The sequence below is a fragment of the Pseudomonas sp. K8 genome (genome assembly GCF_014889455.1).
Lineage (GTDB): Bacteria > Pseudomonadota > Gammaproteobacteria > Pseudomonadales > Pseudomonadaceae > Aquipseudomonas > Aquipseudomonas veronii.
Map to the genome: position 1 here is coordinate 187,609 of NZ_VJWO01000006.1, position 18,491 is coordinate 206,099.

Below are 18,491 nucleotides of genomic sequence, written 5' to 3' on the forward strand. Positions count from 1 at the left end.
CTTGATCTTCGTCAACTGCGACGGAGCTGAGTGCGGTGGTATCCTGTGCGCCCATTTGCCGCCGACGCCCAATGGCCTCGCGTAGCTTTGCCCGATTCAAGGTGATGCCATGACTACCCGCACCGAGGCTGTTAAAGCCTATCTGCTTGATCTGCAAGACCGTATTTGCAGCGCCCTGGAAACCTTCGAGACGGACACTCGCTTTATCGAAGACGCCTGGACCCGGCCAGCCGGTGGCGGCGGTCGCACCCGTGTGATTGAAAACGGTACGGTGATCGAAAAAGGCGGCGTCAACTTTTCCCACGTGTTTGGCAGCGGCCTGCCGCCGTCCGCCAGCGCGCATCGCCCCGAGCTGGCCGGGCGCGGGTTTGAAGCGCTGGGGGTGTCGCTGGTGATTCACCCGCACAACCCGCATGTACCGACTTCCCACGCCAACGTGCGCTTTTTCATCGCTGAAAAAGAAGGTGAAGAGCCGGTGTGGTGGTTCGGCGGCGGCTTCGACCTCACGCCCTATTACGCCAACGAAGAAGACTGCATCCACTGGCACCGCGTGGCCGAACAGGCCTGTGCGCCGTTCGGCGCCGACGTTTATGCGCGCTACAAGGCCTGGTGCGACACCTACTTCTACATCAAGCATCGCAACGAACCGCGCGGCATCGGCGGCCTGTTCTTCGATGACTTGAACGAGTGGGACTTCGACACCTGCTTCGCCTTCATCCGTGCCATCGGCGATGCGTACATCGACGCCTACCTGCCGATCGTGCAGCGCCGCAAGGCCCAGGCCTATACCGAACAGCAGCGCGAATTCCAGGAATTCCGCCGTGGTCGCTACGTTGAATTCAACCTGGTCTACGACCGTGGCACCTTGTTCGGCCTGCAGTCGGGCGGGCGTACCGAGTCGATCCTGATGTCGCTGCCGCCCCAGGTGCGCTGGAGCTACGACTGGAAAGCCGAGGCCGGCAGCGAAGAAGCGCGCCTCACCGACTACTTCCTGCAAGACCGCGACTGGCTCGGCGTGGCTGCGCCCAAGGCGGCGGTCTGATGGACCGTTATGTGGTGTTCGGCAACCCCATCGGCCACAGCAAGTCGCCGTTGATCCACCGCATGTTCGCCGAGCAGACCGGCGAGCAACTGGACTACAGCGCTCTGCTTGCGCCGCTCGAGGATTTCATCGGGTTTGCCCGTGAGTTTTTTCAACAAGGCCGTGGCGCCAACGTCACGGTGCCGTTCAAGGAAGACGCCTACCGCCTGGCCGACACCCTCACCGCACGCGCCGAGCGCGCCGGGGCGGTGAACACCCTGAGCAAGCTGGCCGATGGCAGCCTGCTGGGCGATAACACCGACGGCGCCGGCCTGGTGCGCGACCTGACGGTGAATGCCGGGCTGCACCTGCAAGGGCAACGCATCCTGTTGCTCGGCGCTGGCGGCGCAGTGCGCGGGGCGTTGGAGCCGTTACTGGCCGAGCGGCCGGCGTCGCTGATCATCGCCAACCGCACCGTGGAAAAAGCCGAAATGCTCGCCGAGTTGTTCGACGATTTGGGCCCGGTGTCTGCCAGTGGTTTCGACTGGCTGTGTGAGCCGGTGGACGTGATCATCAATGCCACCTCCGCCAGCCTGTCAGGCGATGTACCGCCGATTGCAGGCAGCTTGATCGCGCCGGGCAAAACGTTTTGCTACGACATGATGTATGCCAAGGAACCGACCGCATTCTGCCGCTGGGCCACGGAACACGGCGCGGCGGTGGCGATGGATGGCCTGGGCATGCTGGTGGAGCAGGCGGCGGAAGCGTTCTTCCTGTGGCGCGGCGTGCGTCCGGATTCGGCGCCGGTGTTGGCCGAACTGCGCCGCCAATTGGCTTGAGGCAACTCGAAAGGTGGGAGGAGCAAGCCCCCTCCCACCTGTTTGACCGCATTCAGTCTTCGAAATGGATGGGGCAGTTGTCGGCGCCTTCCAGCTTTTTCAACTCCTCGACGACCTGCGGCCTGGCCCGGCGCAAGGTCAGGCTACGGCCCATCGCCCTTAATCGCCGCGCTTCCTGGTGCAGCATCTCCACCCCGGAATAGTCGATAAAGTTGATCTGCTGCGCTTCGATTACCACCCGCTCACTCTGCAGGCTTTGCAGGCGAACTTGCAGGTAATGGCTGGCGCCGAAAAAGATCGAGCCACCGACCCGCAACACCTCTTCCTCGCCGTCGCGCCATTGTTGAACCCGCGGCTGCGAGGTGCGCTTGAGGTAGAAAAACAACGAGGCCAGCACTCCGGCGTAAATCGCGGTTTGCAGCTCCAGCAGCAACGTGGCGATGCAGGTCAGGCTCATCACCACAAACTCGGCGCGACTGACCCGGAACAACGCACGAATGCCCCGATGATCCACCAGGCCCCAACTGATCAGCAGGATGCTCGCGGCCATGCTCGGGATCGGTATATGTGCGATCAGCGCTGCACCAAACAGTGCGAACAACGCCACCCACAGGGCGGAAAACACCCCCGCCAGCGGCGAGCAGGCGCCTGCTTCATAGCTGAGGCCGGAGCGCGTGAAGGAGCCGGCCGACAGGTAGCCGGAGAAAAATCCGCCGACGATATTGGACAAACCCTGCGCTCGAACTTCCTGGTTGGCGTCGAGCAATTGCTGTGAGCGCGCCGCCAGCGAGCGCGCGATCGACAGGCTGGTCACCAGCCCGAGCATACCCACCGCCACGGCGCTGGGCAGCAGGCGCAAGAGCATGTCCAGGTCCAGCGGCAACGGGCTGAATGGCGGCAGCTTGCCGATAAACGCACTGACCAGCGCCACCTGCCCGAATATCGCCGGCCACAGCCAGGCGGCCAGGCTGCCCAGCGCCAGCGTGATCAACAGCGTCGGCCAGCGCGGCAGCAGGTACTTGAGCAGCGCGCCCGCCAGCAAGGTGCCGAGCCCCAGGGCGAGTGAGGCGTGGTCCCACTCGCCGCCGTGCTCGATCAGTGTCATCAGACTGTTGATCGCCGTGGCCTGGCTCGGCAAATCCAGGCCCAACAGGTTGGGCAGTTGGCCGAGGGCAATCACCACGGCGGCGCCGAGGGTGAACCCCAGCACCACCGAATGGGAGATGAAATTCACCAGCGCGCCGAAGCGCAGCAGGCCGAGCAACCACTGGAACACCCCGGCGAGGAAGGTCAGCAGCAGGATCAAGGTGATGTAGTCCTGTGAACCCGGCACGGCCAGGGGGCTGACGCTGGCGTAGAGCACGATGGAAATCGCCGCCGTGGGGCCGCAGATCAGGTGCCAGGACGAACCCCAGAGGCACGCGATCAGCACCGGGATGATCGCGGCGTACAGGCCGTATTCCGGTGGGAGACCGGCGATGAGCGCGTAGGCAATCGACTGCGGCAAGGCCAGCACCGCGCCGCTGAGGCCGACGATCGCGTCCCGGCCGACGCTGGCGCGGGTTTGGCGCGGCAGCCAACTGAGGAAGGGGAAGAGTGTGTGGCGGTTGGGCCGGAGCATCGCAAACTCGGGTTGAAAGGTTTGGCTCAGGGTATCAGTACACACCGGCTTTTTGTGGGAGGGGGCTTGCTCCCGATCGCGGACTGACAGTCAATGATGTAGTGACTGATCCGCCGCTATCGGGAGCAAGCTCCCTCCCACATTTGGATAGTGGTGGGCTTTAGAGCTTGGCTTTTACGGCCGCCAATGCATCCTGGCCATCCACGGTTTTCACGCCGTCGAGCCACTGCTCGAGTACCGCCGGGTTGGCCTGGATCCACGCCTTCGCCGCATCCGCGTTGCTGACCTTGTTGTTGACCACCGTGGCCATGATGCTGTTCTCCATCGCCTGGGTGAAACTCAGGTTGGTCAGCAGTTTTCCTACGTTCGGGCAGGCTTGTGCATAACCCTTGCGCGTCAGGGTATACACGCTGCCGGTGTCGCCGAAGTACTTCTCGCCGCCCTTGAGGTAGTGCATTTTCAACTGCACGTTCATCGGGTGCGGGGTCCAGCCGAGGAAGGTGATGAAGCGCTGTTTCTTCACCGCCCGTGAGACTTCGGCGAGCATCGCCTGTTCGCTGGACTCGATCAGCTTCCATTGGCCCAGGTCGAAGTCGTTCTTCTTGATGATCTCCTGCAGCGAGAGGTTCGCTGGCGCGCCGGAGCCGATGCCGTAGATCTTCTTGTCGAACTTGTCGGCGAATGAGTTGAGGTCGGCAAAGTCATGCACCCCGGCGTCCCACACATAGTCCGGCACAGCCAGGGTGAATTCGGTGCCGTCGAGGTTTTTCGCCAACTGCACCACATCGCCGTTGACCACGAATTTGTCGTAGAAACCTTGCTGCGCCGGCATCCAGTTACCCAGGAACACATCCACCTGGCCGTCCTTGAGCCCGCCGAAGGTGATCGGCACCGCCAGGGTGTCGACCTTGGGCTTGTAACCCATGCCCGTCAGCAGAAAACCGGCGACGGCATTGGTGGCGGCAATATCACTCCAGCCAGGATCGGCCATCCTCACCGTCTCACAACCGGCGTCCGCGTACACGGTGGCGCTGCTCAACGCCGCCATGCCCATTACGCCCAGCACCACAGTCAATTTTTGCATGGCCTTCCCTCTGTTTTATTGGTTTTGGCAGGGTTGTGGATAACGTGCCTTGCGCTCCAGGTCGTCGAGGTCGATATGGTTGCGCATGTATTGCTGACTGGCGTCCACCAGCGGCTGGTGATCCCAGCTCTTCAGCTTGCCCTGGGTCAGCGCCTGGTAGACCAGGCGGCGACGGCGTTGACTGGCGAGCACCTGCTGGTGGATCGCCGGGATGTCCCATTTGGCCCGCGCCTCAAGCAGAAAGGCGGCAAACAGCGCCCGATGCTGCGGCGATTGGCTGAGTTCATCCTGTTCGCGCGGGTCGTTGTGTATGTCGAACAGTAGGCAGGGGTCGTCTTCGCTGTAGATGAATTTGTAGGCGCCACGGCGAATCATCATCAGCGGGCTGAGGGTGCCTTCGGCCATGTATTCGCCGAACACTTCGTCGTGCCCGCCCTGCCCTTGCAGGTGCGGGACCAGCGAGCGGCCGTCCATGGGCAAGAGCGGTTCGAGTTCGCCGCCGGCCAGTTCCACCAGGGTCGGCAACAGGTCGGCGGTGGAGACCGCCTGGGTCACACGGCCCGCCGCGAACTGCCCCGGCGCGCTGATCAGCAGCGGCACGCGGGCGGCCATTTCGAACCAGTGCATTTTGTACCAGAGGCCGCGCTCGCCGAGCATGTCGCCATGGTCGCCGGAGAAAACGATCAGGGTGTCGTCGGCCAGGCCGGTGTCTTCCAGGGTCTGCAGCAGCTTGCCGACATTGCTGTCGATGTAACTGCAGGCACCGAAGTAGGCGCGGCGCGCATCGCGGATCTTCTCCAGCGGCAGCGGCTTGTCCCACAGGTCGTAGACCTTGAGCAGGCGCTGGGAGTGCGGGTCGAGATCGCCCTGGGCCGGGGTTGTGGGCAATGGGATGTCGCTGTCGTCGTACAGATCCCAGAACGGTTTGGGAATGGTGTACGGGTCGTGGGGATGGGTCATCGACACGGTGAGGCAGAACGGCTGGTCGCCGCCCTCGCGAATGTGGTCGAACAGGTACTGCTGGGCCTTGAACACCACCTCTTCGTCGAAATCCAGTTGGTTGGTCCGCACGCACGGCCCGGCTTGCAGCACCGAGGACATGTTGTGGTACCAGGTGGGGCGCACGTCCGGCTCATCCCAGTTCACCGCCCAGCCATAGTCGGCGGGGTAGATGTCGCTGGTCAGGCGCTCTTCGTAACCGTGCAACTGGTCTGGCCCGCAGAAATGCATCTTGCCCGACAGCGCGGTGCGGTAGCCGAGACGACGCAGGTAGTGGGCATACGTCGGCACATCGGCGGGGAAATCTGCCGCGTTGTCGTAGGCGCCGATCTTGCTCGGCAACTGGCCGCTGACCAGGGTAAAGCGCGACGGCGCACACAGCGGGCTGTTGCAGTAGGCGGCGTCGAACACCACACCTTGTGCGGCGAGGCGACTGAGGTTCGGCAACTTGATCGGGGAAGGTCCGTAGAACGGCAGCATCGGCGCGGCCATTTGATCGGCCATGATGAAAAGAATGTTCTTGCGCTTCATGGGTCTTCGGCATTCCATAGGCGGTGTTTATGCGAATGAGCATGCAGCCCATGGAAAATGGGGTAAAGCCCATGAAAGGCAATGTCTAGGATAAGTACAGCTTATGTATAAAGCCTTCGGCGATGTATCCCTCGATCTGCTCCGGGCGTTCGAAGCGGCGGCGCGCCACCGCAGTTTTACCGCTGCGGCGATGGAACTGGGCACCACCCAACCGGCCATCAGCCAGCAGATCAAGCGCCTCGAAGAGCAATTGGCGATCCGCCTGTTTGATCGCATCTACCGTGGCATCGAGCTGACCGACGCCGGCGCGCTGCTGTTCGAACATGTCCAGGGCGGTTTGCAGACCATTAACCAGGGCCTGAGCGCGATCACCCAGCAGGACCAGCACGAAGTGCTGCAAGTGGCCACCGACTTCGCCTTCGCCGCCTACTGGCTGATGCCGCGCCTGCATCGCTTCCATGCGGCCAACCCCCAGGTCGACGTCAGCCTGGTGACCAGCGAGCGCAATCACGCCACGTTGCGCAGCGATATCGACGTGGCGGTGCTGTTTGGCGACGGCCGTTTCAAGCAGGGCGACAGCCTGTGGCTGTTCAATGAAGAAGTGTTCCCGGTGTGCAGCCCGCAATGGCTCAAGGACCAGGCCACGCCGCTGACCGTGCAGACCTTGCCCGACTGCCCCTTGCTGCACCTGCGCCAGGAACGCACCAGCCAGTGGTTCGACTGGAGCGGCGTGTTCCGCGAACTGGGCATTACCAGCGCACCGACCCCCGGCCAACTGCGCTTCGATAACTACACCCTGTTGATCCAGGCCGCGATTGCCGGCCAGGGCGTGGCCATCGGCTGGCGCCACTTGGTGGACAACCTGCTGGAACAGAAGTGGCTGTGCCGGCCGATCAGCGACACGGTGATCTCACGCTTCGGCTACTACGTGGTGCAGCCGCAGCGCAAACGGCGGGGGCAGTTGGTCGAGCGGTTCGTCGACTGGCTGGTGGCGGAGCAGGCGCGCAGCGCACAGTCGCTGACCGGGCTGGCCCTGCCGTCGATTGCCGTCTAGGGGGCGATGACCTGAAGGACCACACCGAGTACGCGATCTGGATGGGTGCGATGCGCGAACTGAATCTGTCGGTTTTTTAACCTCTCTTATCAGATAAAGCCTGGCCGTTCCCGCAGTAAAAAGCGGAGTGGTTGTAGGATTTATCTCGATTCGTTCCAATATATGGGATTGATATTTATATATTGAGATATCGCCGAGCATAGGTTTATATTCGCCCATCTGCTTTTTTCAGCACCCACTCATTTCAGGTGAAGCGATGCCGGCGCAATTGATCGCGCTCGATTGGGGAACCAGTTCCCTTCGTGCTTATAAACTCGGCCCCGCGGGCGTGGTGCTGGAACAACGTGCGTTGGCGTCGGGGATCATGCACCTGCCCAGCCAGCCCCGGGAGATTGCCGGCGTTTGCTGCAGCGATGGCTTCGAGTTGGCGTTCGACGCGGCCTGTGGCGATTGGCTCGACGCGCAACCGGGCTTGCCGGTGATCGCCTGCGGCATGGTCGGCAGCGCTCAGGGCTGGAGCGAAGCGGCCTACCGCAACACCCCGGTCGACGTCGCCAGCCTCGGCCAAGCATTGCACCGCGTGCGCAGTGTGCGCGGCGTCGATGTGCATATCGTGCCCGGCGTGATCGAGCAGGTCGGCTTGCCCAACGTGATGCGCGGCGAAGAAACCCAGGTACTCGGCGTGCTGCAAGGCCTCGGCGCCGAGGTCTTGATCGGCCTGCCCGGCAGTCATTCCAAATGGGTCGAGGTGGTCGATGGCTGTATCACCCATTTCGACACCTTCATGACCGGCGAGCTGTTCGCGGTGCTGAGCAAGCACAGCCTGCTCGGGCGCACCCAACAACCCGCCGAACACTTCCAGGCGGCGGCTTTCGACCGCGGCGTGCGCGTGGCGCTGTCGGCAGACGGCCAGCGCGGCGTGCTGTCGACGCTGTTCAGCGCACGCACCCTGGGCTTGACCGGCGAACTCGCCCCGGACCAGCAGCCCGACTACCTCTCCGGCCTGTTGATCGGCCATGAACTCGCCGGCTTGCCCGGTGCCGCCAAATATAAGCCGATCATCCTGGTCGGCGCCGCACCGCTCTGTACACGTTACCAGCGTGCCCTCGGCCTCTGCGGCTTCGCCCACGTCAGCCTGGCGCAAGAGGCCAGCGAACGCGGTCTCTGGCAGTTGGCCCTGGCCGCCGGGCTCATTCAACCAGCAATGGAGGCCTGACATGCTCAAGCAAGCACTCACGCAAAACGGTTTGATCGCGATCCTGCGCGGCGTGCGCCCGGACGAAGCCGAGGCGATTGGCCAGGTGCTGTACCGCGCCGGTTTTCGCGTGATCGAAGTCCCGCTCAATTCGCCGGACCCTTACACCAGCATCCGCACCCTGCGTGACAGCCTGCCCGCCGATTGCCTGATCGGCGCCGGCACGGTGTTGACGCCGGCGCAGGTCGAGCAGGTCAAGGCCGCCGGTGGCCAGGTGATCGTGATGCCCCACAGCGACGCCAAGGTCTTGCGTGCCGCGAAAGCCGCCGGCCTGTACCTGTCGCCAGGTGTAGCCACCCCGACCGAGGCGTTCGCCGCGCTGGCCGAAGGCGCCGACGTATTGAAACTGTTCCCCGCCGAGCAAATGGGCCCGGCGGTGATCAAGGCGTGGCTGGCCGTGTTGCCGGCGGGCACGCTGTTGCTGCCGGTCGGCGGCGTGAGCCCGGCCAACATGCAGGTGTATTTCGACGCCGGCGCCAGGGGCTTTGGCCTGGGGTCCGGATTGTTCAAGCCGGGCATGTCCGTGGCCGAGGTGGCGAGCAGTGCCCAGGCGTATGTCGCGGCCTGGAACGCCCTGAACTGATCGCAAGCTTGGCGCCTTGGGCGCTGCATCGACAAGAGAGATAAGAAGATGAAAATCACCAAACTGACTACCTTCATCGTCCCACCGCGCTGGTGCTTCCTCAAAGTGGAGACCGACCAGGGCGTCACCGGCTGGGGCGAACCCGTGGTCGAAGGCCGCGCCCACACGGTGGCGGCTGCGGTCGAGGAACTGTCCGACTACCTGATCGGCAAAGACCCACGCAATATCGAAGACATCTGGACCGTGCTCTATCGCGGCGGTTTCTATCGCGGCGGCGCCGTGCATATGAGCGCGCTGGCCGGCATCGACCAGGCGCTGTGGGACATCAAGGGCAAGGCCCTGGGCGTGTCGGTCAGCGACCTGCTGGGCGGCCAGGTGCGTGACAAGATTCGCGTGTATTCGTGGATCGGCGGCGATCGCCCCGCCGACACCGCCCGCGCCGCCAAAGAGGCCGTGGCCCGTGGCTTCACTGCGGTGAAAATGAACGGCACGGAAGAATTGCAGTTCGTCGACAGCTTCGAAAAAGTTGACCTGGCGTTGGCCAACGTCGCCGCCGTGCGCGATGCCGTCGGCCCCAACGTGGGCATCGGCGTCGACTTCCATGGCCGCGTACACAAGCCCATGGCCAAGGTGCTGATGAAAGAGCTGGACCCGTACAAACTGATGTTCATCGAAGAGCCGGTACTCAGCGAAAACTACGAAGCGCTGAAGGAACTCGCACCGCTGACCAGCACCCCGATTGCCCTGGGCGAGCGCCTGTTTTCGCGTTGGGACTTCAAGCGCGTGCTCAGCGAAGGCTACGTCGACATCATCCAGCCGGACGCTTCCCACGCTGGCGGTATCACCGAAACCCGCAAGATCGCCAACATGGCCGAAGCCTACGACGTGGCCCTGGCGCTGCACTGCCCGCTGGGCCCGATCGCGCTGGCCGCCTGCCTGCAGCTGGACGCGGTCTGCTACAACGCGTTTATCCAGGAGCAAAGCCTGGGCATTCACTACAACGAGAGCAACGACCTGCTCGACTACGTGCGCGACCCGGGCGTGTTCGACTATGACCAGGGCTTCGTGAAGATCCCCAATGGGCCGGGCCTGGGCATCGAGATCAACGAGGAATACGTGATCGAACGCGCGGCCATCGGCCATCGCTGGCGCAACCCGATCTGGCGCCATGCCGACGGCAGTTTTGCCGAGTGGTGATGTCTGCCTGAAAAAATGTGGCAAAAAATGTGGGAGGGGGCTTGCCCCCGATAGCTGAGTGTCAGTCGACATCTTCGGCGGCTGGTTCACCGCTATCGGGGGCAAGCCCCCTCCCACATTTGAGCTGGTTTGGTCAGTAAGTCCGTCCTCAATAAACATAAGAAGAGACAACCCCATGCACCCTGAATCCCTCACCGGGCAGGCTTCTTTAGTCACGCCTAGCAGAAAGCGCTACTTCATCATGGTGCTGCTGTTCATCACCGTGGTGATCAACTACCTCGACCGCAGCAACCTGTCGATCGCGGCCCCGGCCCTGACCAGTGACCTGGGCATCGACCCGGTGCATGTCGGGCTGATTTTCTCGGCGTTCGGCTGGACCTACGCCGCCATGCAAATCCCCGGTGGCTGGCTGGTCGACCGGGTGCCGCCGCGCATCCTCTACACCGTGGCCCTGCTGCTGTGGTCCATCGCCACTGTGATGCTCGGTTTTGCGGCCAGCTTCATCGCGCTGTTTGTCCTGCGCATGGCGGTGGGCGCCCTGGAAGCGCCGGCCTATCCGATCAACAGCCGCGTGGTCACCACATGGTTCCCCGAGCGTGAGCGCGCCACGGCGATTGGCTTCTACACCTCCGGGCAGTTCGTCGGGCTGGCGTTTCTCACCCCGGTGCTGGCCTGGTTGCAGCACCACTACGGCTGGCACATGGTGTTTGTCACCACCGGCGGCGTCGGCATCCTCTGGGCGCTGATCTGGTACGCGGTGTACCGCGAGCCGAAGGACTTCAAAGGCGCCAACGCCGCTGAAATCGAACTGATCCGTGCCGGCGGCGGGCTGGTGGACATGCAGGCGCAAACCACCAAGGCACCGTTCAGTTGGGTCGACCTGGGCATCGTGCTGAGCAAGCGCAAACTCTGGGGCATCTACCTGGGGCAGTTCTGCCTGAACTCCACGCTGTGGTTCTTCCTGACATGGTTCCCGACCTATCTGGTGAAATATCGCGGGATGGACTTCATCAAATCCGGCCTGCTCGCTTCCCTGCCCTTCCTCGCGGCGTTTGTCGGCGTGCTGTGCTCCGGGATTTTTTCTGACTGGTTGATTCGCCGTGGCGCATCAGTGGGCTTTGCGCGCAAGTTGCCGATCATTGGCGGGCTGTTGATTTCCACCGCGATCATTGGCGCCAACTACGTGGATTCGACGGCCTGGGTGATTGCGTTCCTGGCGGTGGCGTTCTTCGGCAATGGCCTGGCGTCGATCACCTGGTCGCTGGTGTCGACCTTGGCACCCGCTCGCTTGCTCGGCTTGACCGGTGGCGTGTTCAACTTCATCGGCAACCTGGCGGCGATTGCCACGCCGATCGTGATTGGCTTCCTGGCCAGCGGCGATTCGTTCGCACCGGCAATCACCTATATCGCAGTGCTGGCGTTGCTCGGGGCGCTTTCCTACATCTTGTTGGTGGGCAAGGTCGAACGGATCGAGTTGTAAAAAAAACGGGCGACCTTGGGGTCGCCCGTTTTTTTTTGCGGCTTACGGCACCGACATTTCGTTGCGGAATATATTCAGCGGGTCCCAGCGCTGCTTGGTACGCCGCAGGCGGCTTTCGATGATCAGGTCGGGGAAGAAAACCGTGTACCACTGGGGGTTCTTGGCGTTCGCCGGGTTGCCGCCGAGGTGCGTCATGTCGAGGTCGGGGTAATTGATGTAGCAGCCCTCGAACTCCGCGTTGAGCGGCACGCCTTGATCGTTGGCGAAGGCGTTGAAAAACAGCCCCTGAATCCAATCGGCATGTGCCTTGTCGGTGGCGGCGCTGGCATCGCGCCAATAACACTGCGGTTGCCACTTGAGGAAAGAGCCGCGCTGGGCCGCGGACGATTCGCGCCGCACTGCCGGATCTGGCTGGTTGATGCGCCCGCCGAACGACTGGATCTGTATGAGACTTTGGGTCAACACGTTCGCCGGGTCGGGCCAGGTCAGCGTGGTCCAGATCGCGGATAACACCTGCGGCGTGAAAATGCCTTTCTGATAGGCCGACTTATAGCGCCCGCGCTGGTTGTCGCCGGAGCCGTTGAGGGTTTGCTGGCACGGCAGCCAGTCGAGGCGGCGCACGACGGCCCGCGCCGTGCTCAAGGAGTTGATGACACGCCCGGTGGGGTTGCTTCGCGGCAGGTGGATCACGTGAAACGGTGTCACCGATTCGCTGGCGGCAATGCCGATGGCGTCCAGCATCGTCGTGACAAAATCGTCGAAGGGCGCCTGATCGTTCAACTCGCCGTCTTTGTCCACGTAGTGAATGCCCAGCGTGACGTTGCCGGTGTGCTGGTGGCGCATTTCCAGCTTGGTCGCCAGGCCCCAGGTGTCCGGGTCGGCCTGATGTTGGGCGAACCAGGCTTGATAGGCCACCAGCAATCGCTCGAGCGCCGGTTTGGTCAGCATCGCCCAGTCCCATTCCAGTACCAGCCAAAGCACCTCCTTGGGGGCGTCCGGCAGGTCCTTGAAGTAATAACTGGTGATGATCCCGAACTGCCCGCCGCCGGCACCGCAGCACGCGGCAAACAGGTCCAGTTCGTCCGGGTCGGTGCTCTCCCGGCAGACATGCAGCGCTGTCAGGCCGTTGCCCTGGGCGTTGGGCACCAGAATATCGACACCGGACAGCCAGTCGCACACCAGGCCGTGTTTGCGCGAGAGCAAGCCGTAGCCGCCACCGCAGATGTGCCCGCCCAGGCCCACCGAATAACACGACCCCCCGGGCAGGGTCTTGTTGGCCAACGTGTACAGTGCGACGTAGGCGTCCCAGTTCTGCCCGCCGGCTTCCAGGCGAAAGCGGTAGCGATAGGGCAAGGTCGGCATCAACTGGGAGTGCAGTTGGCCGTCGGCATCGTAGTCCAGTTGCTTCATTTGCCCGATATCCAGAATCGCCAATACCTCATTGGGGTTGTCGGGCATCTTGTTGGCGACGAAACCTTCGTAACAGTGGCCGCCGCTGCGCACGGTAATCCGGCCATTGGCAACGGCCAGGGCCTGCGCCGCGGCGTCGATGATGTCCTGGGGGCTGTAACAGAGGTAAATCAGGTTGGCGCCGTTGGGCGAGGATTGGCCCTGCACGTTGCCCAACGGCCAGCGCAGGTTGAAGCCTTTTTGCAAGGTGGCGTGACGGCGGTCCGATTCGGTGATGAGATCAAATGCCATGATGTACTCCATAGAGCCAAGAATGACTTCTGATGCGGCTAACTTAACGACCGGGAGCGCAAGAAATACCGGGGCTTGCTGAGGTGGTTAGACGGCAATAGGCATGAAGTGCGTTAAGGGGGAACGAACGGTTCGCCCCTTAAGCCTAGCGGAAGAAATCGCGGAACCGTGGCGTCAGTTCAACACGCCTTCCAGAATCTCATAGACGATACCGGTGCCCACTGCGATCAGCACCACGTCCGGGCCCGAACGGCGCCATTCGTAACCCTCGTAGTACGGCAGGCGCGCCAGGGCGCGGTTGTCGAGGCGTTCGCCGTAGTAGCCGTGGGGCAGCGGCTGGCCACGGACCAGGCGCACATTCGGCGGCGGCGGCGCGCCACGGCCGAATTGGCCGTGGTTGTCGTGGATGATCTGGCGCACCGGGCCGAAGTCCTGGGGCGGGCCGCCGCGATGGTTGTCCTGCGGGCCGTGATGGTCGTCGCCACGTTGCTCGTGCTGGTCTTGTGGGCCGCCACGGTCGTCACCGCGCTGGTCAGGCGGCGCGGCTTGCACCAGGGCGCTGGCGGCAAGCACCAGGACGCCACAACCAGCAATCACGGATTTGCGCATTTTCATCGGGAATTCCTCGGGGCACGCATACAAAAAAGGGATTGCGAACACGGTTCGAAATCCCTTGGTCTTGTTGTTTAGGCCACGGTGTTGCCAGTTGATTCCTGTGTATCAGGAACTTTACCTACCGCATACGAGGCGCTTACTTACGTGCGTTACGGACACCTTCCGACAGCGCCGCGCACAGGCTCAGCACGCCGTCGATGGCTTGCTGGTCGTTGCTGGCGTTGGCGATGTGATCGATCAGCGCCGAACCCACCACCACACCATCGGCCAAGCGCGCGATGGCGGCCGCTTGTTCCGGCGTGCGGATACCGAAACCGATGCTGATCGGCAGGTCGGTATGGCGACGCAGGCGGGCCACGGCTTCTTCGACGTGTTCCAGGGTGGCGGCACCGGCACCGGTCACACCGGCTACCGACACGTAGTACACAAAGCCCGAGCTGCCGTTGAGCACGGTCGGCAGGCGCACGTCGTCGGTGGTCGGCGTGGTCAGGCGGATAAAGTCGATGCCTGCCGCCTGGGCCGGGTCGCACAGCTCGCCGTTATGTTCGGGCGGCAGGTCGACCACGATCAGGCCGTCGACCCCGGCTTGCTTGGCGTCGGCAATAAAGGCCGGCACGCCGTATTTGTGGATCGGGTTGAAGTAACCCATCAGCACCAGCGGGGTGTCGCTGTTGTCCTTGCGGAACTCGCGCACCATCTGCAGGGTTTTCGCCAGGTTCTGCTTGGCGCTCAGCGCGCGGATGTTGGCCAGTTGAATAGCCGGGCCGTCGGCCATCGGGTCGGTGAAGGGCATGCCCAGCTCGATCACGTCGGCACCGGCAGCGGGCAAGCCCTTGAGGATCGCCAGCGAGGTGTCGTAACCGGGGTCGCCGGCGGTGACGAAGGTCACCAGGGCGGCGCGGTTTTGTTGCTTGAGTTGCGCAAAGCGGGTTTGCAGGCGGCTCATTTAGTGTTTCTCCTGCTGGGACTGTTCCATGTGGTGCATCACGGTCTGCATGTCTTTGTCGCCACGGCCGGACAGGTTGACCACCATCAGGTGTTCCTTCGGCAGGGTCGGTGCGCGTTTGAACACTTCGGCCAGGGCGTGGGCGCTTTCCAGTGCAGGAATAATCCCTTCCAGGCGGCAGCATTTGTGAAAGGCGTCGAGCGCTTCGTGGTCGGTCACCGAGGTGTACTGGACGCGGCCGATATCGTGCAACCAGGCGTGCTCAGGGCCGATGCCGGGGTAGTCGAGGCCGGCGGAAATCGAGTGGGCGTCGATGATCTGGCCATCGTCGTCCTGCAGCAGGAAGGTGCGGTTGCCGTGCAGTACGCCCGGTACGCCGCCGTTGAGGCTGGCGGCGTGCTTGCCGGTTTCGATGCCAAAGCCTGCGGCTTCGACGCCGATGATCTCGACGCTGCTGTCATCCAGGAACGGGTGGAACAGGCCCATGGCGTTGGACCCTCCGCCGATGCACGCCACCAGGCTGTCCGGCAGACGGCCTTCCTGGGCTTGCAGCTGGGTGCGGGTTTCCTTGCCGATCACGGACTGGAAGTCGCGCACCATCGCAGGATAAGGGTGCGGGCCGGCAACGGTGCCGATCAGGTAGAACGTGTCGTCGACGTTGGTCACCCAGTCGCGCAGGGCTTCGTTCATCGCGTCTTTGAGGGTGCCGGTGCCGGCGACCACCGGGATCACTTCAGCGCCCAGCAGCTTCATGCGAAATACGTTGGCCTGTTGGCGCTCGATGTCGGTGGTGCCCATGTAGATCACGCATTGCAGGCCGAAACGCGCGGCCACGGTGGCGGTGGCCACACCGTGCATGCCGGCGCCGGTCTCGGCGATGATGCGTTTCTTGCCCATGCGCCGCGCCAGCAGAATCTGGCCGATGCAGTTGTTGATCTTGTGCGCGCCGGTGTGGTTCAGCTCTTCGCGTTTGAGGTAAATCTTGGCGCCGCCGCAGAACTCCGTCAGGCGCTCAGCGAAATACAGCGGGCTTGGTCGACCGACGTAGTCGCGTTGGAAGTAGGCTAATTCCTCGTTGAACGCAGGATCAATCTTGGCCGCTTCGTACTCGCGGGCCAGGTCGAGGATCAACGGCATCAGGGTTTCGGCGACGTAGCGGCCGCCGAATGCGCCGAACAGGCCGTTGGCGTCAGGGCCGTTGCGTAGATCGGTCTGGGACTGAGTCATGGGACGCTCCAGGAAAAGAATTCGGGTGGGAAGCAATGACGCTCACTCTACCCCTGACGCTCAGGGCTGAAAACCGATAAGATCGCTACAACCTGTCAGGAAAACTCACAGATGAGCCGAGACCTCCCGCCCCTTAACGCCCTGCGCGCCTTTGAAGCCACGGCCCGCCTCAACAGCGTGAGCCAGGCGGCTGAGCAGTTGCACGTCACCCATGGCGCCGTGAGCCGCCAGCTTAAAGTGTTGGAGGAACATTTGGGGGTCAGCCTGTTCGTCAAGGAAGGGCGCGGCCTCAAACTCACAGATGCCGGCGTGCGTCTGCGCGATGCGAGTGCCGAGGCGTTCGAGCGGTTAAGGGAGGTGTGCGCGCAAATTACCCAAAGCAGCGCCGATGCACCGTTCGTCCTCGGCTGTTCGGGCAGTTTGCTGGCGCGCTGGTTCATTCCGCGCCTGGGCCGCTTGAATGCCGACCTGCCCGATCTGCGCTTGCACCTGTCGGCGGGTGAAGGTGATCTGGACCCGCGCCGCCCCGGCCTGGATGCCCTGCTGTTGTTCGCCGAACCGCCGTGGCCGGCGGATATGCAGGTGTACGAGCTGGCCAGCGAACGCATCGGCCCGGTCATGAGCCCGCGTTTCGCCGGTTACGAACGCCTGCGCGACGCCCCGGCCACGGCGCTGTGCGGCGAAGCGCTGTTGCACACCACGTCTCGCCCGCAGGCCTGGCCCAGCTGGGCGCAGCAACACGGGATCGAACCCGGTGCGTTAAAACTCGGCCAGGGGTTTGAGCATTTGTATTACTTGCTGGAAGCGGCGGTTGCGGGGCTGGGCGTGGCGATCGCGCCGGAGCCGCTGGTGGCGGAGGACGTGCGCGCCGGTCGCCTGGTGGCGCCGTGGGGGTTCACGCAAACCCCGGCGCACCTGGCGTTGTGGCTACCCAAGCGCGCCGCGGACGGGCGCGCTCGGCAATTGGCGCAATGGCTCAAGGCTGAGCTGTCGCGCCAGCCGGTATAGCCGGCAGATCAGTTACCGCGTTTGCACAAAAGGTAAGCCGCCAGCAGGCCCAGCGCGCCAACGGCAACGCCGGCGGTAGTCCATGGGTGTTCTTGTGCGTAGTCCCGGGTCGCCACGCCGGTTTCGCGGATTTTGACTTTGCTTTCTTCGTAGGCGTCGCTGATCAGGTGACGAGAATGCTTGAGCGCGTTCTCGGCATTGCTTTTCAGGGCCTTCAGAGTCTTGAGCGACTCATCGGATGCGTCGTCCTTGAGGCTCTCAAGAGACTTGAGCAGGCTCGAAATCTCGGCTTCCATGCTTTCCAGCGACGCTTTGCGTAAAGAGGTGTTGGCCATGTGGACTCTCCTGAAGTGATTGGGTGGCGTGTGTAGATACCGACTACGGCCGTCTCAGAAAGTGCAGTAAATCTGAACTTTCGAGTAGGAACGGTCGCCAGAAGCAGTATGAGCTTTGACTGCTAGGCTTTATTGACGACCCTCAGGAGAAACGCCATGTCTGATCATCACACTTACAAAAAAGTCGAATTGGTGGGTTCGTCCACCACCAGCATCGAAGAGGCGATCAACAACGCCCTGGCTGAAGCCAGCAAGAGCATCAAGCATTTGGAGTGGTTCGAGGTGACCGAAACCCGTGGCCATATCAAGGACGGCAAGGCTGCGCACTTCCAGGTTACGTTGAAGGTGGGGTTCCGAATTGCCAGTAGTTGATCGAAACCGTTGAACTTGCCGGCTGGCCGATTGCCATAACCTGCGCTACAACCAATGGGGGCCGATGCGACAAGCGTCGGCCACGCTCGTTTCGATCAGCGCAAGGGAAGTGACGGATGAAAAAGTTCTTGTTAGCAGTAGGTTTGTTGAGCATGGCGGGCACCGTGCTGGCGGCGGGCAAGCCGTGTGAAGAGCTGAAAAGCGAAATTGCCGCGAAAATCGACGCCAAGGGTGCTTCGGGTTATTCGTTGGAAGTGGTGGCTAAAGGCGCTGCGGCTGACGGCAAGGTGGTTGGCACCTGCGAAGGCGGCACCAAGGAAATCGTCTACAAGCGCGGTTAATCGTGCGTTGCAGACATAAAAATCTATGGTCACCCCCATTTTTGCAATACTGATCAACGGGTGGTGTGGTTGGCTTGCTTAAATCTATCCGGCGTCTGTTTGGGGTATGCCCCAGCGCCACGATGAGAGTCGCGCCTGACGATCCTTAAAAACCGGTCGGCTTCTGAAGCCGATTTTTATGTCAGGATCTTCGCCAGGCCGGTGTGCCGTTCACATCATCTGTTGTTCAGCTATCGCAAAACCTGAAGGGTGAATCGTGGTACTGCAACAACTGCAGGGTCA

The 18,491-nt window shown here is 62.6% G+C and carries 18 protein-coding genes and 1 pseudogene; 11 read left to right on the forward strand and 8 right to left on the reverse strand.

What is annotated here, in order from left to right; all coding sequences use genetic code 11:
* Positions 1–109 precede the first annotated feature (109 nt).
* Positions 110–1,042: an oxygen-dependent coproporphyrinogen oxidase gene (gene hemF, locus INT12_RS06865; RefSeq protein WP_017848972.1), complete on the forward strand. Its 933-nt coding sequence runs from the start codon at positions 110–112 to the stop codon at positions 1,040–1,042.
* Positions 1,042–1,860: a shikimate dehydrogenase gene (aroE, locus tag INT12_RS06870; RefSeq protein ID WP_017848973.1), complete on the forward strand. Its 819-nt coding sequence runs from the start codon at positions 1,042–1,044 to the stop codon at positions 1,858–1,860. The genes hemF and aroE overlap by 1 nt, the downstream gene beginning before the upstream one ends.
* A 52-nt stretch (positions 1,861–1,912) precedes the next feature.
* Here the strand turns inward: aroE and INT12_RS06875 are convergent, their stop codons facing one another.
* The 3 genes from INT12_RS06875 to betC all read right to left on the reverse strand — a co-directional run bounded on the left by INT12_RS06875 (position 1,913) and on the right by betC (position 6,095).
* Positions 1,913–3,481, reverse strand: a complete 1,569-nt coding sequence (locus INT12_RS06875) for a SulP family inorganic anion transporter (protein WP_193058796.1) — start codon at positions 3,479–3,481, stop codon at positions 1,913–1,915.
* Positions 3,482–3,641: 160 nt separating this feature from the next.
* A complete protein-coding gene (gene choX / locus INT12_RS06880) occupies positions 3,642–4,565 on the reverse strand; it encodes a choline ABC transporter substrate-binding protein (protein WP_193039968.1) in 924 nt (307 codons plus the stop codon).
* 15 nt (positions 4,566–4,580) lie between these two features.
* Entirely contained in the window at positions 4,581–6,095 is a 1,515-nt protein-coding gene (betC, locus tag INT12_RS06885; protein ID WP_193058797.1) for a choline-sulfatase, read from the reverse strand.
* 103 nt (positions 6,096–6,198) lie between these two features.
* Here betC and INT12_RS06890 point away from each other — a divergent pair, with 103 nt between their 5' ends.
* From INT12_RS06890 to INT12_RS06910, 6 genes and pseudogenes are all read left to right on the forward strand, one after another.
* Complete coding sequence (locus tag INT12_RS06890) at positions 6,199–7,149, forward strand: choline sulfate utilization transcriptional regulator (protein ID WP_193039970.1); 951 nt, start codon at positions 6,199–6,201, stop codon at positions 7,147–7,149.
* 2 nt (positions 7,150–7,151) lie between these two features.
* A pseudogene (locus tag INT12_RS31160) lies at positions 7,152–7,229 on the forward strand (4,5-dioxygenase); the annotation flags it as partial.
* A gap of 176 nt (positions 7,230–7,405) precedes the next feature.
* Positions 7,406–8,365 (forward strand): 2-dehydro-3-deoxygalactonokinase, encoded by a 960-nt coding sequence (locus INT12_RS06895; RefSeq protein WP_193040929.1) that lies wholly within the window; start codon positions 7,406–7,408, stop codon positions 8,363–8,365.
* Position 8,366: 1 nt separating this feature from the next.
* On the forward strand, positions 8,367–8,987 hold the full coding sequence (locus tag INT12_RS06900; protein ID WP_017848979.1) for a 2-dehydro-3-deoxy-6-phosphogalactonate aldolase: 621 nt from the start codon (positions 8,367–8,369) through the stop codon (positions 8,985–8,987).
* A 48-nt stretch (positions 8,988–9,035) separates the two neighbouring features.
* Positions 9,036–10,184: a galactonate dehydratase gene (gene dgoD / locus INT12_RS06905; protein WP_003170741.1), complete on the forward strand. Its 1,149-nt coding sequence runs from the start codon at positions 9,036–9,038 to the stop codon at positions 10,182–10,184.
* A gap of 175 nt (positions 10,185–10,359) precedes the next feature.
* Positions 10,360–11,664, forward strand: a complete 1,305-nt coding sequence (locus INT12_RS06910) for an MFS transporter (protein ID WP_046381554.1) — start codon at positions 10,360–10,362, stop codon at positions 11,662–11,664.
* A 42-nt stretch (positions 11,665–11,706) separates the two neighbouring features.
* Here the strand turns inward: INT12_RS06910 and INT12_RS06915 are convergent, their stop codons facing one another.
* The 4 genes from INT12_RS06915 to trpB all read right to left on the reverse strand — a co-directional run bounded on the left by INT12_RS06915 (position 11,707) and on the right by trpB (position 16,153).
* A complete protein-coding gene (locus INT12_RS06915; RefSeq protein ID WP_193040930.1) occupies positions 11,707–13,365 on the reverse strand; it encodes a BBE domain-containing protein in 1,659 nt (552 codons plus the stop codon).
* A 174-nt stretch (positions 13,366–13,539) separates the two neighbouring features.
* Complete coding sequence (locus tag INT12_RS06920) at positions 13,540–13,980, reverse strand: anti-virulence regulator CigR family protein (RefSeq protein ID WP_193040931.1); 441 nt, start codon at positions 13,978–13,980, stop codon at positions 13,540–13,542.
* Between the two features lie 136 nt (positions 13,981–14,116).
* Positions 14,117–14,926 carry a tryptophan synthase subunit alpha gene (gene trpA, locus INT12_RS06925; protein ID WP_046381551.1) on the reverse strand — a complete coding sequence of 270 codons (810 nt, stop codon included), beginning with the start codon at positions 14,924–14,926 and terminating at the stop codon, positions 14,117–14,119.
* The gene (gene trpB, locus INT12_RS06930; RefSeq protein WP_017848984.1) at positions 14,927–16,153 is read right to left on the reverse strand and encodes a tryptophan synthase subunit beta; all 1,227 of its coding nucleotides are present in this window, start codon (positions 16,151–16,153) and stop codon (positions 14,927–14,929) included.
* A gap of 111 nt (positions 16,154–16,264) precedes the next feature.
* Between trpB and INT12_RS06935 the strand changes: the two genes are divergently transcribed.
* The gene (locus tag INT12_RS06935) at positions 16,265–17,161 is read left to right on the forward strand and encodes a LysR family transcriptional regulator (RefSeq protein WP_017848985.1); all 897 of its coding nucleotides are present in this window, start codon (positions 16,265–16,267) and stop codon (positions 17,159–17,161) included.
* Positions 17,162–17,169: 8 nt separating this feature from the next.
* Here the strand turns inward: INT12_RS06935 and INT12_RS06940 are convergent, their stop codons facing one another.
* Complete coding sequence (locus tag INT12_RS06940; protein WP_010565821.1) at positions 17,170–17,496, reverse strand: DUF883 family protein; 327 nt, start codon at positions 17,494–17,496, stop codon at positions 17,170–17,172.
* 156 nt (positions 17,497–17,652) lie between these two features.
* On the opposite strand from INT12_RS06940, the gene INT12_RS06945 reads away from it, so the two are divergent.
* Together INT12_RS06945 and INT12_RS06950 are read left to right on the forward strand one after the other, a co-directional pair.
* Positions 17,653–17,868: a dodecin gene (locus INT12_RS06945; RefSeq protein ID WP_017848986.1), complete on the forward strand. Its 216-nt coding sequence runs from the start codon at positions 17,653–17,655 to the stop codon at positions 17,866–17,868.
* 116 nt (positions 17,869–17,984) lie between these two features.
* Positions 17,985–18,209 carry a DUF1161 domain-containing protein gene (locus INT12_RS06950; RefSeq protein ID WP_017848987.1) on the forward strand — a complete coding sequence of 75 codons (225 nt, stop codon included), beginning with the start codon at positions 17,985–17,987 and terminating at the stop codon, positions 18,207–18,209.
* Positions 18,210–18,491 lie beyond the last annotated feature (282 nt).